The sequence below is a fragment of the Bradyrhizobium sp. TM233 genome, from assembly GCF_036247965.1.
GTDB lineage: Bacteria > Pseudomonadota > Alphaproteobacteria > Rhizobiales > Xanthobacteraceae > Bradyrhizobium > Bradyrhizobium ottawaense.
The window spans coordinates 523,357-538,229 of record NZ_BTIG01000007.1; the positions used below are offsets into that span (position 1 = coordinate 523,357).

11 protein-coding genes are annotated in these 14,873 nt (G+C 65.1%); 4 read left to right on the plus strand and 7 right to left on the minus strand.

The genetic code is table 11. From position 1 onward, the window contains the following. Positions 1-48: 48 nt before the first annotated feature. Positions 49-282, minus strand: coding sequence for a hypothetical protein (locus tag AABA86_RS17065; protein WP_212251345.1), 234 nt, complete (start codon positions 280-282; stop codon positions 49-51). A 459-nt stretch (positions 283-741) separates the two neighbouring features. Between AABA86_RS17065 and AABA86_RS17070 the strand changes: the two genes are divergently transcribed. Beyond that, a complete protein-coding gene (locus AABA86_RS17070) occupies positions 742-1,239 on the plus strand; it encodes a hypothetical protein (protein WP_028143220.1) in 498 nt (165 codons plus the stop codon). A 77-nt stretch (positions 1,240-1,316) separates the two neighbouring features. Further along, entirely contained in the window at positions 1,317-2,150 is an 834-nt protein-coding gene (locus AABA86_RS17075; RefSeq protein WP_338307611.1) for a hypothetical protein, read from the plus strand. A gap of 28 nt (positions 2,151-2,178) precedes the next feature. Here the strand turns inward: AABA86_RS17075 and AABA86_RS17080 are convergent, their stop codons facing one another. From AABA86_RS17080 to AABA86_RS17095, 4 genes are all read right to left on the minus strand, one after another. Then, positions 2,179-4,545: an efflux RND transporter permease subunit gene (locus tag AABA86_RS17080; protein ID WP_338307612.1), complete on the minus strand. Its 2,367-nt coding sequence runs from the start codon at positions 4,543-4,545 to the stop codon at positions 2,179-2,181. 207 nt (positions 4,546-4,752) lie between these two features. Continuing rightward, positions 4,753-5,538, minus strand: a complete 786-nt coding sequence (eutC, locus tag AABA86_RS17085; RefSeq protein WP_338307613.1) for an ethanolamine ammonia-lyase subunit EutC — start codon at positions 5,536-5,538, stop codon at positions 4,753-4,755. Positions 5,539-5,544: 6 nt separating this feature from the next. Then, positions 5,545-7,131 carry a B12-binding domain-containing radical SAM protein gene (locus tag AABA86_RS17090; protein WP_338307614.1) on the minus strand — a complete coding sequence of 529 codons (1,587 nt, stop codon included), beginning with the start codon at positions 7,129-7,131 and terminating at the stop codon, positions 5,545-5,547. A 144-nt stretch (positions 7,132-7,275) separates the two neighbouring features. Next, positions 7,276-8,658 carry an ethanolamine ammonia-lyase subunit EutB gene (locus AABA86_RS17095; protein WP_338307615.1) on the minus strand — a complete coding sequence of 461 codons (1,383 nt, stop codon included), beginning with the start codon at positions 8,656-8,658 and terminating at the stop codon, positions 7,276-7,278. A 222-nt stretch (positions 8,659-8,880) separates the two neighbouring features. Here AABA86_RS17095 and AABA86_RS17100 point away from each other — a divergent pair, with 222 nt between their 5' ends. Continuing rightward, a complete protein-coding gene (locus tag AABA86_RS17100) occupies positions 8,881-10,620 on the plus strand; it encodes a methyl-accepting chemotaxis protein (protein ID WP_338307616.1) in 1,740 nt (579 codons plus the stop codon). 332 nt (positions 10,621-10,952) lie between these two features. Continuing rightward, positions 10,953-12,305: an epoxide hydrolase family protein gene (locus tag AABA86_RS17105; protein WP_338307617.1), complete on the plus strand. Its 1,353-nt coding sequence runs from the start codon at positions 10,953-10,955 to the stop codon at positions 12,303-12,305. Positions 12,306-12,410: 105 nt separating this feature from the next. Here the strand turns inward: AABA86_RS17105 and AABA86_RS17110 are convergent, their stop codons facing one another. Both AABA86_RS17110 and AABA86_RS17115 read right to left on the minus strand, forming a co-directional pair. After that, complete coding sequence (locus AABA86_RS17110) at positions 12,411-13,373, minus strand: alpha/beta fold hydrolase (protein ID WP_338307618.1); 963 nt, start codon at positions 13,371-13,373, stop codon at positions 12,411-12,413. Positions 13,374-13,512: 139 nt separating this feature from the next. Then, complete coding sequence (locus tag AABA86_RS17115; protein WP_338307619.1) at positions 13,513-14,727, minus strand: acyl-CoA dehydrogenase family protein; 1,215 nt, start codon at positions 14,725-14,727, stop codon at positions 13,513-13,515. Positions 14,728-14,873: the final 146 nt, after the last annotated feature.

Below are 14,873 nucleotides of genomic sequence, written 5' to 3' on the forward strand. Positions count from 1 at the left end.
CCCGAAAAGGCGGCCCGGAGGCCGCCTTTTGTGGGCCAGTGGCCGAGCTTACTGGTTGTGGGTCTTCAGAACCTGGTCGCAGGCCTGCGAGATCTTGGACCGGTTCTCCTTGAGGCAGGCCAGGATGGTGAAATCGCCCTGGTCGATGACCGGGCGGCAGAACTTCTGCACGTCGCGCGTGCAGGCCTTCTGCTCGGCGTCCGTGCCGCGCCCTGCCTGGGCAAAGGCCGCCGTCGAAAGGGATGCCGACAGCAGGGTGAGAGCGACGAGAAGCTTACGCATTGTATTCCTTCATTCTGACGGCAGAATCGCACCGGACCCGGACTGCACAGGGCGGATACCGGAACGGATTGTTCTGATGGCAAGTCGCCGCGACAGGTGCGGCCTCAGAGAAGGCACAAGCACTGGCAAATGCGGCCAAATTGGCGCCACGCCCACCAAATCAGGTCTTCCCCGCGCCTTCATTGGCAGATGTAAGAGATTGATACTACGTCATAATTCGGAAGCACTGCGTTTTACTGCATACCTGTTGCAGAGCTGCATCTGTCCGCCCCGCCTTTCCCGCCAGAAACATGCGGAAACAGGGCAAATCGACGGGTCCAGGCCTGGCGAGAGGCGTCGTGAACCGCCATCTCTGGCGGCCGGGCTTTGAACCTGACACTGGCTCGGAGCACTAAACTTTCGATGTGGCGAGACGTTATCACGCTTAAGCGGGCGTCGTTCCAAAACGGGATATTTGAGATGAAATTCTTTGGGCGATCTGGACTGGCAATCAAAGCGGCCGGCATCGGGGCGGCACTGCTCTTCTCGGTTTCGGCAGGCCACGCTCAGTCGTCCGGCCCGTTTGCCGGTTTCGACGGCGCGTGGACCGGCACCGGCACGGTGTCGCTGTCCGACGGCTCCACCGAGCGCATTCGCTGCAAGGCCGACTACAAGGTCGCCGGCAGCGGCCTCAATTTGAAGCAGGCTCTGCACTGCGCCTCCGACAGCTACAAGTTCGACCTCACCAGCGACGTGACGAGCCAGGGCGAGCGCATCTCCGGAAATTGGAGCGAGTCCAGCCGCAACATCTTCGGCAATCTCCAGGGCACCGCCGGCGGTGGCCAGATCGACGTGTTCGTCGAGGCCAACGGCTTTGCCGCAAATCTGTCGCTGCGCACCAACGGCACCAAGCAGACGGTGCAGATCAGCTCAAAGGGCGAGATCCGCGGCGTCAACATCACGATGACGAAGGGCTGAGGCCCGTCTCGCTTCGAAAGAAACACGCCCCCGGTTCTCGCGAGCCGGGGGCTTTTTGCTGACATGGACCTGCTGAGATGGATCCAATTCGCAGACATCTGCTCAAGGCCGTCGGGCTCCTCGCCGCCAGTCGCGCCTTCGCCAACGACCGGCAGGAAAAGAACATGCAGCCTTCATCGGTGAAGCCGCGTCACGTGCTCTGCTTTCTCGGCAAGGACGACAGCCTGCTGCATCCGCCAAAGGCCGTGGCCGAGACCATCGCCGATTTCGGCTTCGAGATCGACCGCACCTATTCGCAGGCAAAACCCGATGCGAATATGGTGCGTTCGTTCGGCGTGTGCTGGGACCGTGTCTTCCCGAAAGCGTGGTCTGCGTCAGACGAAGCCGCCGTGGCCAACCACAAGGCGGTCCTCTACGTGCGGAGCCCGCCGATGCATCAGCAGAAGACGGCCGCTTATTCGGCCGCGGCCCTGCAGATCGTGGACGAGATGCTCGACGCCGGCGCCGTTGCGGCGAAGGGCGAGAGCGCCGGCGTCGCTCACGGCATCGCGCGGTGGCGAGGTCTCATGGATCAGGCGCGCAAGGGCGCCTTGACCAGCCGGGGCCTGAGCATGACCCCCGCCGTCACGAAGGCCTGCCGCCTTGCCTTCGCCAAGCGCCCGCTCGCCGGTAACAGCTACTACGAGACCGTCGGCTATCACCTCGTCGGCCTGCCGGAGGTCTACGTCGCGAAATCGCGCGGCAACGAATGGTCCGCGGTGATGGCGATGGAGGAGATCGCCAACGCCATGGCCGAGCGCGGCATCGAGGCGACGCTGCGCGAGCGCAAGCTCACGCTCTCGCACGAGCAGGACTACGCGGAGGACGACTTCAAGTTCAATCCGTACGGGATCGTCCGGATCGAGGCGTGAGGCAGGGCAGCCTTAGCTGCCTCGCCGCTCAGATCGCCGGCTTGTCGGTCCCCTGCAGCTTGGCGTGCAGGTTGATCAGCCACATCGCCGTCGGCCGCAGGATGAAGAGGTCGGCGACGAGCGCCATCACCATCGAGAAGGCACTGAGCCAGCCGAACAGCCGCAGCGACGGCAGGTCGGAGAACACGGTGACGACGAGGCCGCAGGCCAGCACCACCGTGGTCAGGATCAGCGCCGGACCGACCAGCACGGTCGCCCGCTCCACCGCGAGCGCGGAGCCGACGCCCGGCTTGCTCTCGAGGCGGAGGCGGTTGAGGAAGTGGATGGTGGCGCTGAGGCCGAGCCCGAACGAGACGGTGAGCGCGACGACGCTGGCGAATTGCAGGCCCTCGCCCATCGCCCACAGCACCGTTCCCGACATCACCACCGGGAAGATGCCGGGCAGGATGCAGGCGAACATCACCACCCAGGAGCGGAAGGCAAGGCCGATGAAGATCGCGACCAGCGCGAATTCGACGGTGAGCCCGCGGTTCAGCTTCTCGATCATGCTGGCCGAGTTGCGCGCCGCGATCGCGGCAAGGCCGGTCACCGCGACCTCGTAGCCCGGATGCTTCTTGCGGACGGCGTCGAGCTCGGCATCGAGCTTGTCGACGATCGGCAGGAGCTGGCTGGAATCCTTGTCCGGCACGCGGCCGGCGACCACGACCGCGTCCTGCTCGGCGTCGATGAAGCGCCGCACCAGATGCTCGGGAATGACGCTGACATATTCCTTCAGCGTCGCGACGTCGGCGCTGCCGGCCTTTTCCGCAAGCCAGCGGCGCAGGGTTTCGACCGACCAGACATTGCCGACACCGGCCGCCTTCTCCACCGTCGCATGCACATCCGCGATGGTCTGCAGCGTCTCCGGCGAATAGAGCGATTCACCCTTGGGGAACTGGATCAGCACGTTGACCGGGTTGGCGCCGGTGAGCTTGGCGTCGAGCCGGTTGCTGGCGGCGACTGCCTGACGCTTGTCCGGCACCTGGTCGGCAAGCCGGTAGCGCGGCTCCAGATTGGCGTAGATGACGCCGAGGCCGCCGACGAACAGCACCGCGATCAGGCTGAACAGGCCGGGCCGGCCCACCATCCGCACCGCGATCCAGTAGCAGAAATTGCGCAGCGCCTGGACGCCGGCATCCGCGCTCTGGAACTTGACCGCGAACGTCTTCTCGTTGCGCACGAGCAGCACGCCGAACACCGGCACCAGCGACAGCACCGCGACCAGCGCGATGATCGTGGCGGCAAGGCCCGCCTCGCCGAACTTGCGGATCAGGTCGGAGTTGGAGAACTGCAGCGCGATGAAGGAAATGCCGGCGGTGCCGTGCGTCAGCACGCAGGCCGGGCCCACCACCAGCACCGCGTTCTTGAACGCGGTGAACTTGTCCTGGCCCGCGATCAGCCGGTCGCGCGCGGCGAAGGTGAGCTGCATCGAGTCCGAGAAGCTGATCACCATGATGAGCGGCGTCATCACGTTCAGGAACATGTTGAGATTGAAATTGGCCCAGCCGAGCGCGCCGAGCGCCAGGAGGATCGCGATCATCGGCGGGAACGCCGCGGCGACCATGAACGAGACCTTGCGGAAGAAGATGATGGCGATGATGCAGCCGGCGAGAATGCCGAGGATGTTGTAGGTCAGCCCGTCGCGCTCGACGGCATTGCGGATCTCGAGCTGCATCACCGGTACGCCGGAGAGCTGCACGTTGAGACCGGTGTCGCTGAGATCCTCCTTCATCAGGGCGCGGATGTCGCCCACGGTCTTGGTCAGCTTGCTGGACGCCACCACCTCCGGGTCGAGCGACAGGACGATCAGCGCCAGCGTGCCATCTTCCGACAACAGCTTGCCGCGGATGATCTCGTTGTTTTTGACGGTCTCGATGAACTTGTCGTAGTCGGCGCCCTCGGGCAGCTCGGGCGGGAATAGCGCCGCCGGCAGCTTGCCCGGCGCCGGCGCCTGGCGCGCCGAGAACAGCGAGACCAGCCCGCGCGTGCCTTCAACCAGTTGCAGGTCGGTGACGAAGTCGCGCAGCTTCTCCAGATTGTTCCGGGCCAGCAGGTTCTTGCCCTCGACCACGACGAGGACGTCGAATTCCTCGGCCGGGAACTTCTTCGTCACCTCTTCGTATTGATGGAATTCGCGACTGTCGGAGCGAAACAGCTGCGACAGCGAATCGTCGATCTTGATCCGGTGGATACCGAACACGGCGCCGACGATCAGGACGAGCAGGATAATGCAGGAGAGGATCGGCGCCCGGACGGCGATCAGCCCGATGCGCTCCAGCCCGAAGGCGATCGAGGACGCAGGTCCCTGCTCGACCTTGTCGACATGAACCTCATTCTCGCTGTGCTTTTCGAGCATGCCTTATCCAGTTCCTAAATCGGCTCAGTCTGAGAGCTTGTTGCGCCCCGCGAACGGCTTGAAAACGCCATACCAATGGGAGGCTTGCCCTTTGAAAATGCGCGGAAAATCGCCGCGAGGGGTTTAGCAGGTGAACCGGTCTTTTCGCAAGCAGGCGAAGTGTGGCCAAATCGATCAAGAAGTGGCGATCTGGGCCCGGGTTGCCCGTCATTCGGGCAAGGCCGTGCCAATTCGACGCGGCGCGCGCTCTGCGCTCTCATCCTTCAGCGCCACGCCGCTGACCTGCCGGGCCAGCCCTTCGCGGACCAGCCAGGCGATCTTGAAGGCGGCCTCGTCGTAGCTCAACCCAGCATCGTGAATGTTGGACACGCAATTTCGCTCGGCGTCGGTGCGGCCGGGCTTCGGCGCAAAGGTCAGATAGGCGCCGAGGCTGTCGGGCGCCGACAGGCCCGGCCGCTCGCCGATCAGCATCAAGGCCATGCGCGCACCGAGAATGGCGCCGATCTGGTCGCCGAGCGCGACGCGCGCGCCTGAGGCGACGACGACATGGCCGACCGCGACGTCGTCCCCTTCCGCGAGCAGCGGCAGCAGGCGCCTCACCAGGGCCACCGCATGGGCGTGGACCGCCGCCGCGGACAGGCCGTCGCCGATCACGAGCGCAAGCCGGCACGGCGCCGAGGCCGCTCGCGCCAAAACCTCGGCCGAGCCGGGGTCGAGCCGCCGTCCCAGATCCGGCCGCCGCAGATAGTCCCTGCGGTCGACCGCATGGCTCCTCACCTCGGTGACGGCAAGTCCCAGCGCGCCGAGATCGGCGAGCAAACGCGGCGCATCGAAGGCGGCATGCACGGCATCGCGGGCGCGGGCATGATCGAGCGTGAAATCGAGCAGCGCCTTGGTCGGCACGCTCGCGCCGCTGCGCCCGAGCGCAACGCGCGCGGGCGTGAACGCCCGCAGATCGAGGGTCGGACGGCGCGGCAGGGCCGGATCAGACATGTCGCATCATTCGGCGGGAACGGCGGCCTCGCGCAGCCGGATCGAGTAGTTCGAGGCGTTCTGCCTGCCGCTGGAGGCCGCGCGCGCAAAGGTGATGAGGTGGTGCGCGATCAGGGTGCATCCGATCAGGCCTTCGAGATCGCCGCGCTTGATGCGCCCCAGCGCGAACTTCCAGAACACGCGCTTGTAGTCGCCGAGCACGCCGACCTTCCAGAAGATGTTACGCAGCATGACGAGGCCACGCCTGATGTTGGCCCAGGTCTTCATCTCGTCCGGAGTCGGCACCTCGAGGCGGTGCACGTAGACGTGGTCGCATTGATACTGGAAGCGCTCAAACACCTTCTCGGGCTCGTAGGCGACGCCCATGCAGTGCTTCCACGACGCGACGACATCGTCATAGGGCAGCAGGAAGTCGACATTGGAATCGCGGCCCTCGTCCTCGATCAAGCGGCCCTCGCGCTCCAGCCGGTCCCACAGCGGCGTCTTCGGCAGCGCCTGCAGCAGGTTGATGGTTAGCAGCGGAATCCGCGACTCCTCGACGAAGTCGAGCAGCACCTCCGACGTGTTCGGCTTGTCGGTGTCGAGACCCATGATGATGCCGGACACCACCTCCATGCCGTAGGAGTTGATAGTCCGCACGCCCTCGAGGATCGGGACCATCATGTTGTGGTCCTTCTGCATCGCCAACAGCGCGTCGGGATCGGGCGTCTCGATGCCGCAGAAAATGGTGATGAAATAGGCCTCGCGCATCTTCTCGAGGATCTCGGGGCGCTTGGCGATGTTGAGCGTCGCTTCGCAGGCGAGCCGCACCACGTAGCCGGTCCGCTTCTGCCATTCGATCAGATGCGGCAGCAAATCCAGCGCCGCCTTGCGGTTGCCGATGAAATTGTCGTCGACGAAATAGACCGTGTCCGTCATGCCGCATTCGCGCAGGCGGTCGAGCTCGGCGATGATCTGCTCCGGCGCTTTGAGGCGTGGATTGCGGCCGTAGAGGCCGGGGATGTCGCAGAACTCGCACTGATAGGGACAGCCGCTGGAATACTGGATGCTGCCGAGCATGTATTTCTTCACGTCGGCAAGTTCGTAGGCCGGGATCGGAAACTCCGTCATCGGCACGCGGTCCTTGGTGGTGAGCACCACCTGTTCCTCAGGACGCGTGGTGTCGCGCGACAGGATCTCGATCAGCCGGTTGGTGGCATCGCCGAGCTCGCCGACATGGAGATAGTCGAACGACGGGTAATAGTCGGGACAGGCGCTGACGGAGGGACCGCCGAGCGCGACCGGCAGATCGAATTCATGCGCGCGGCGGCAGATGTCGTTCATCTGCTGGCGCTGGATGTGCATGCCGCTGACGAAGACCACCTCGGCCCACTCGAACTCCTCCCTGGTCGTGCGACGCAGGTTCTCGTCGACGAATTTGACCTGCCAATCCTGCGGCAGATAGGCGGAAATCAGCAGCAGCCCCTGCGGCGGCATGAAGGCACGGACACCATCGGTCAGGGGATAGGAGTGCTCGAACGTCCCGAACGACGAGGTGTAGCGCGGAAAAACACAGAGGATCCGGCGGGACGTTCCGTTACTTTCAGCTCGCATCAAAGCTCCCCCGCCACGCTCGACCTGGTTGCGGAAATTGCCAGCCAGACACATAGCGTAATGCTGCCGCCGGAATTTCTCAATATTGTGGCACAAGCATAATTCCCGGAATGACCGATAGTTTCCTCGGGAAGACCAGCGCCCTTACGCGATCAGCCGCGAGGCAAAATCGGGCAGCAGGCCTGCATCGCCGGCAAGACGGAAATCGGCGCCCGTAATGCCCGAGCGCGCCAGCCAGTCGTCGAATTCCGGCGCGCGGCGCAGACCGAAGACGTCACGGACATAGAGCGCGTCGTGAAAAGACGTCGACTGGTAGTTCAGCATGACGTCGTCGGCGCCGGGCACGCCCATGATGAAGGTGACGCCGGCGGCGGCGAGCAGCGTCAGCAGAGTGTCCATGTCGTCCTGGTCCGCCTCGGCATGGTTGGTGTAGCAGATGTCGATCCCGAGCGGCAGGCCGAGCAATTTGCCGCAGAAATGATCCTCCAGCCCGGCGCGGATGATTTCCTTGCCGTCATAGAGATATTCCGGGCCGATGAAGCCGACCACGCTGTTGACCAGCAGCGGGGCAAAGGCGCGGGCGACCGCATAGGCGCGCGCCTCGCAGGTCTGCTGGTCGACGCCGTGATGGGCGCCCGCCGACAGCGCCGAGCCCTGGCCGGTCTCGAAATACATCACGTTCTGCCCGACGCTGCCGCGCCGCTGCGACAGCCCGGCCTCCTGCGCCTCCTTCAGGAGCGCAAGGTCGATGCCGAAACTGCGATTGGCAGCCTCGGTGCCGGCCACCGACTGGAAGACGAGGTCGACCGGGACGCCCTGCCCGATCAGCGACAGCGTCGTCGTGACATGGGTCAGCACGCAGCCTTGCGTCGGGATCTTCAGCCGCGTGATGATCTCGTCGAGCAGCCGCAGCAATTGCGCGATGACGGCCGGATCGTCGCTGGCGGGATTGATGCCGATGCAGGCATCGCCGGCACCGAGCAGGATGCCGTCGAGGATCGAGGCGGTGATGCCCCGGGCATCGTCGAACGGATGGTTGGGCTGCAGCCGCGTGCTCATCCGCCCCTTCAGGCCGATGGTGTTGCGGAAGGCGGTGGTGACCTCGCATTTCCGCGCCGCCAGGATCAGATCCTGATTGCGCATCAGCTTCGACACCGCCGCTGCCATCTCCGGGGTGATGCCGCCCGCCAGCTTGCGCAGGACCTCCGGCGTCGCCGCATCCGACAGCAGCCAGTCGCGGAAGCCGCCGACCGTCAGGGATGCCACCGGCGCGAAGGCCTTGGCGTCATGGCTGTCGATGACGAGGCGGGTGACCTCGTCGGCCTCGTAGGGAATCACGGCTTCCTGCAGGAATTGGCCGAGCGGAACGTCGGCGAGCGCCATTCGCGCCGCGATCATCTGCTCGGCAGTGTCGGCGGCGATCCCGGCCAGCCGGTCGCCGGAGCGCGGCGGCGTCGCCCTGGCAAGGAGGTCGCGCAAGTCCGGGAAGGTGTGGGTCGTGGCGTCGATGGTGTGGCGGTAGACCAAGGGTCTCTCCGGGGTGCGTCGGCCGGTGGCCGACCTAAGACTATCCTGAAACTCTACCTTCGGATCAAGACGCTGAAATATCTTATCTTTCCTACGACCAAGGACGAAGGGAGCCAGTGGCCGCGTTAACGCCGCATCCATCTTCGTTCTGCATAGTTTTGCATCAAATTCAAACGACCCCGCTCCCCGGCCGCTTCAGGCCAATCCGGGCCCCTGAACACCATGACATCAGACCGATCTGGGAATGCCGCCAAGCTGGCCGGCCGTTTCACGCTCGCCACCAAGCTCTATGCGATCTTCGCGCTGTTCGCGCTGCTGACGGCGGCGATCGCGATGCTGTCCGACTACAACAGCCGCCGCGGCGCCGACCTGACCAGCGCGATCGAGACGGCGAACGCCGCCGCGCTGAACGTCGAGCGCGTCAACTCGCTGGTCTATGCGGTCGTGATGGAATCGCGCGGCGTCTACATGTCGACCGAGCCCGCCGTGGTGAAGAAATACGGCGAGGGCCTGCTCAAGTTCAACGCCCAGATCCTCGACGTCGTCAAGCGCTGGGAGACCATCGTCAAAGCCGACGATGCCGAGCAGTTCGCCACCTTCAAGAAGCGCATCGAGCAGTTCGTCGAGTTCCGCAAGGAGCTGGTGCGCCGCGGCGTCGAGATCAATGCGGCCGCGGGCCGCGAGTGGGGCGATAACGACGCCAACCGCACCGTGCGCTCGGCGCTGAACAAGGATCTCGAGGCGCTGTCCAAGGTCTATGCCGAGCGCGCCAAGCAGATCGCGCGTGAGACTGAAACCAATCGCACCCTGTCCTTCGTGCTGACCTGCCTCGGCGGCGTGGCGCTGGCCCTGGTTGTGATCGGCATCGTCATCATCGCCCGCTCGGTCGCCCGGCCGCTCGCAGCGATCACCGCGACCATCAAGCAGGTCGCCGACGGGACCGAGAATGTGGTGGTGCCGCACTCCGGCCGCGCCGACGAGATCGGCGCACTGGCGCGCGCGATCCAGGTCTTCCAGGAGGCCATGGGCCGCAACCGCAACCTCGCCTCGCAGGTCTCGCAGGACTCTGCCGCGCGCGAGGAGCGCGCGCGTCACATCGAGCAATCCGTCGAGGAGTTTCGCGGGGCGATCGGCGCGATCATGCGCGGCCTGAGCGACAACGCCTCCACCATGCGCGAGACCGCGCAGACCATCACCCGCGTCACCGCGGATGCCTCTAGCCGCGCCGGCACGGCGGCGAACGCCACCGAGCAGGCCTCGCACAACGTCACGGCGGTGGCGGGCGCCGCCGAGGAGCTGTCGGCCTCGGTGGTGGAGATCGGCCGCCAGGTGCGGCAGAGCGCCGGCGCGGTCGAGCAGACCGGCCAGCGCACCGAGAAGTCGATCTCCGAGATCGAGAGCCTTGCCGCGGCGACGCAACGCATCGACGGCGTGCTCAATCTGATCCAGGCGATCGCCGAGCAGACCAATCTGCTGGCGCTGAACGCCACCATCGAAGCCGCCCGCGCCGGCGACGCCGGCCGCGGCTTTGCCGTGGTCGCGCATGAAGTGAAGGCGCTTGCAGGCCAGACCGCCAAGGCCACCGCGGAGATCAGCGAGAACGTCTCGATGATCCAGGCCTCGACCCGCAACGCGGTCGATGCCGTGCGCGAGATCGGCGGAGCGGTGCGCGAGATCAACGAGGTCACCTCGGCGATCGCCGGCGCCATCGGCCAGCAGGACGCCGCCACGCGCGAGATTTCCTCCAACGCGCAAAGCGCAGCGCAGGGCAACGAGACGCTGGTCGCCAACATCACCTCGCTGCGCGACGCCATCGGCGAGACCGACACGGCGGCAGCCTCGGTGCTGACGGCGGCGGGCAGCCTGACCGAGACCGCGGACACGCTGTCGCGCGAGGTGGAGAAGTTCTTCCAGAACCTGCGCGCAGGCGCGGCGGACCGCCGCATCGCCAGGGCGGGATGATCAAGGCGGGATGACGGCGCGTCCGCCGCTACAAAGTCGGCGGCGAGCCTCCTCCAAACAAAAAAGTGCGAAACAACCCCATGCACAGTAGACGGGGTCAGCATTATCAATGGCTTGGCGGCCGGGTGGCGGCTGCTGATTTTTCGAAGTCCGTCCTAAGCGGAAATGGACAGCAATGCTGAGCTTGCGCCGTTTCGCCATGTCCGCGACGGCTCACAGCATCTAACAACGCCTAACGAGCTATCGGCCGGCCTCCACGCCATGTTGGAGAGCCAGACGAAGGAGTGTCCTGCCCCGCAGGCGCCGATCGCCTGAGGCCAGGAGGCACTCCGATGCCCATGCCATCCAATTCGTCATCCAGTTCGTCATCCAATTCGGAAATCATCATCGACAGAGATCGGCGCACGCTGCTCGGCACCGCTGCGATTGGAGTTGCGGCGGCGATTTCCGCGAGCGTGTTTCCCGCGCACTGGGCGCTGGCGGCCGACGAGAGCGTCATTCGCCCCTTCCGTATCGACATTCCCGAGCAGGATCTCGTCGAGCTTCGCCGTCGCGTGCTGGCGACACGCTGGCCCGACCGCGAGACCGTTTCCGATCAGTCCCAGGGCATCCCGCTGGCGAAGCTGCAGTCGCTCGTGCACTATTGGGGCACGGGCTACGACTGGCGCAAGATCGAAGCGAAGATGAACGCGCTTCCGCAATTCGTCACAACGATCGACGGGATCGACATTCATTTCATCCATGTCCGCTCCAGACATCCCAATGCGCTCCCTGTCGTGATCACCCACGGCTGGCCGGGATCGGTGTTCGAGCAGCTCAAGGTGATCGATCCGCTCACGGATCCGACGGGCCATGGCGGACGGCCTGAAGACGCGTTCGACGTGGTGATCCCCTCGATGCCCGGCTATGGATTCTCGGGCAAGCCGCGCGACACCGGCTGGGGTCCTGAGCGCACGGCGCGCATCTGGGCAGACCTGATGAAGCGGCTGGGTTACACCCATTACGTCGCCCAGGGCGGCGACTGGGGTTCGCCCGTCTCCAGCGCGATGGCGCGGCTGGCGCCGGCAGGCTTGCTCGGCATTCACATCAACTTGCCGGCGATCGTCCCGCCCGAGATCGCCGCGATCCTCGCCGCCGGCGGCCCTGCCCCGGCGGGACTGTCCGAGAAGGAACGCACGGCATTCGAAGCATTCAGCGCGGCGGCCAGGATGGGCAACCGGTCGTATGCGGTGATGATGGGAACGAGGCCGCAGACGGTCGGCTACGGCTTGACGGATTCTCCCGCGGGACTGGCGGCCTGGATGCTCGGTCATCCAGGCTTCTCGCAGTGGAATTACGATGGCACCGACCCTGAGAAGTCCCGCGACGAGGTGCTGGACGACATCACGCTCTACTGGCTGACGAACAGCGCGATTTCATCGGCGCGACTTTACTGGGAATACGGCGGGCGCAGTCCCGCTCTCGCCGCCCCCGAGAAGACCGCGGAGATCTCGCTCCCGGTGGCCATCACCGTCTTTCCCGGCGAGAGCTATCAAGCCCCGGAGACCTGGGCCCGGCGCGCCTATCGCAACCTCACCTACTTCCACGAGGTCGACAAAGGCGGTCATTTTGCGGCCTGGGAGCAGCCCGAGCTTTTTTCCGCGGAGCTGCGCGCCGCATTCAAACCGCTTCGGCGCGCGAGCTGACGCACTCCTGCGCTTTGGCGCGCATGATGCAGCGGACGACGGGCGTCCGCTGCATCGTCGCAGCTCGGCTGGACAGGCCGCCGATAGAAGCCAATCAGCTCACCGTCATTTCCCGTCGAGGAAAGCCCGCACCTTGCTCACGGTCTGCGCCGGCTGCTCTTCCATGATCCAATGTCCGGAGCCGGTGACGATGCCGCCGTCAACCTTGGTGCCGACTTCGCGCATGATCGCCACTTGCTGATCGCCAAACGACTTTTCAGCGCCGAGGGCCAGGATCGGCATGTTCAACTTGGTCCCGGCAAAAACCTTGTTGTCCGTGGCGTCCTTCCCAAACGCTGCAAACTGCTCGAAGGCGTAATGCATGTTGCCTGGCCTGGCGTAGAGTTTCGCATAATGGTTGCGCGTCGCTTCGTCGATGGCCTTCGGGTCGGCCGACAGCTCATTGTAGAACCGGTCGAGATAGATGCGCTCGCGGCCCTTGACCAGGCGGTCGACGTCAGGGCCGCGGAAGTTGAAATGCCACAGCATGGGGCTTTTCAGGATTTCGTCCCAGGGCCCGATGCCGGGCAGCGGCGCGTCGATGACGACCCATTTGGTGATGCGGTCGGGATATTGCGCCGCGAGCGCATAGCCCACCATGTTGCCGATGTCGTGCGTCACCAGATCGGCTTTCTGGACGTTGAGCTTGTCCATGACCATGGCGATGTCGACGCCCTGGTTTTTCTTGTCGTAGCCGCCTGGGGCTTGAGACGACAGCCCCATGCCGCGCAGGTCCGGAACGATCACGGTGTGGTCCTTGTAAAGTGCCTTGGCGAGCGGCGCCCACATGTCGCCTGTATCGCCAAAGCCGTGCAGGAGCACGACCGCCGGTCCCTTCCCGCCGACGCGGACATGCAGGGTGACGCCGTTGACCGAGATGCGCTGGATTTTGAAATCCGCGGGAAAGGGCTCCACTGCTGCAAGCGCGGATCGGCCGCTGCAGATGATCAGGATCGTCAGGATCGAGGCGAAGATTGCCGCGATGGATCGCGCGCCGGACGTCCGGCGGCTCGGGGCGAAACTGCACATTGTTGACCTGCTCGCTCTTGTGCCGAGCGCAACAACGTCGGCAATGCACGCATTGAAGTGATCCCGTCATCCAAGCATACCATGCTACCTATGACCAGATACTTCCGCGCATTGGGCCAGTCCCGGAGAAGCTGTCTGCCTATCCCATCACCCCGCCGCGCTTGATCAGCTCCTTGCCGACAGCGGCCAGATGCACCTGGTCCGGCCCGTCGCCGATGCGGATGAAGCGGGCGTAGACGTAAGCACGCGCCAGGAACGTATCCTGCGAGACGCCGGCGGCGCCGTGGATCTGGATGGCGCGGTCGATGACACGGGCGGCCATGCCGGGCACCACGATCTTGGCCGCCGCGATCAGGTCGCGCGCGGCCTTGTTGCCTTCGCGGTCCATCTTGTCGGCGGCTTGCAGCGTCAGGAGCCGCGCCTGCGCGATCTCGCAGAACGAGTTTGCGATATCCTCGCGCACCGAGCCCTGCTCGGCGAGCGGCCTGCCGAACGCGACGCGGGAGACGGCGCGCTGGCACATCAATTCGAGCGCGCGCTGGGCGCAGCCGATCAGCCGCATGCAATGGTGGATGCGGCCGGGCCCGAGCCGCCCCTGCGCGATCTCGAAACCGCGGCCTTCGCCGAGCAGGATGTTTTCCGCGGGCACGCGGACATTGTCGTAGACGATCTCGGGGTGGCCGCTAGGGGCGTCGTCATAGCCATAGGTGAGCATGTCGCGGACGATGCGGACGCCGGGCGTGTTCCTGGGCACCAGGATCATGGATTGCTGGCGGTGGCGGTCGGGATCGTCGGGCGCGGTCTTGCCCATCACGATCAGGATCTCGCAATCCTCGTTCATCGCGCCTGAGGTGAACCATTTGCGGCCGTTGATGACGTAGTCGTCCCCATCGCGCGTGATGGCGCACTGGATGTTGGTGGCATCGCTGGAGGCGACCTGCGGCTCGGTCATCGAGAAGCCGGAGCGGATGCGCCCCTCCAGGAGCGGCTTCAGCCAGCGCTCCTGCTGCGCCCTGGTGCCGTAGTTTGCGAGCACCTCCATGTTGCCGACATCGGGCGCGGAGCAGTTGAAGACCTCGGGTGCCCAGAGGATGCGGCCCATGATCTCCTTCACGGGCGCGTATTCGAGATTGGTCAGACCGGGGCCGTGCTCGCCGGAGAGAAACAGATTCCACAGCCCCTGCTCCCGCGCCAGCCGCTTCAGGTCCTGGAGCACTTGCGGCGTCTTGTAGCGCGCGGCCTCCGGCTTGACCTGCTCGTAATAGAGGTCCTCGACCGGCTCGACATGTGTCCGCATGAACTGGCGGACGCGGTCCTGGAGTTCCAGCGAACGGGCGGAGTGTTGAAAGTCCATTTTAATCCTCCCGCTCGCCGACACTCGCGTCAGTCTCGTAGGGTGGGCAAAGCGAAGCGTGCCCACGTTCCTGCTTCCATCTTGAGTAGCGGTGGGCACGGCGCAAGGGCGCCTTTGCCCACCCTACGATTCCGAATTCGCGGGGA

Excerpts from the sequence above, each read along its gene's own strand:
- AABA86_RS17070 (WP_028143220.1), top strand. The coding sequence starts at position 742 with ATGAAATTCTTTGGGCGATCTGGACTGGCAATCAAAGCGGCCGGCATC.
- AABA86_RS17065 (WP_212251345.1), bottom strand. The coding sequence starts at position 282 with ATGCGTAAGCTTCTCGTCGCTCTCACCCTGCTGTCGGCATCCCTTTCG.
- AABA86_RS17075 (WP_338307611.1), top strand. The coding sequence starts at position 1,317 with ATGGATCCAATTCGCAGACATCTGCTCAAGGCCGTCGGGCTCCTCGCC.
- AABA86_RS17100 (WP_338307616.1), top strand. The coding sequence starts at position 8,881 with ATGACATCAGACCGATCTGGGAATGCCGCCAAGCTGGCCGGCCGTTTC.
- AABA86_RS17090 (WP_338307614.1), bottom strand. The coding sequence starts at position 7,131 with ATGCGAGCTGAAAGTAACGGAACGTCCCGCCGGATCCTCTGTGTTTTT.
- AABA86_RS17105 (WP_338307617.1), top strand. The coding sequence starts at position 10,953 with ATGCCCATGCCATCCAATTCGTCATCCAGTTCGTCATCCAATTCGGAA.
- eutC (WP_338307613.1), bottom strand. The coding sequence starts at position 5,538 with ATGTCTGATCCGGCCCTGCCGCGCCGTCCGACCCTCGATCTGCGGGCG.
- AABA86_RS17080 (WP_338307612.1), bottom strand. The coding sequence starts at position 4,545 with ATGCTCGAAAAGCACAGCGAGAATGAGGTTCATGTCGACAAGGTCGAG.
- AABA86_RS17110 (WP_338307618.1), bottom strand. The coding sequence starts at position 13,373 with ATGTGCAGTTTCGCCCCGAGCCGCCGGACGTCCGGCGCGCGATCCATC.
- AABA86_RS17115 (WP_338307619.1), bottom strand. The coding sequence starts at position 14,727 with ATGGACTTTCAACACTCCGCCCGTTCGCTGGAACTCCAGGACCGCGTC.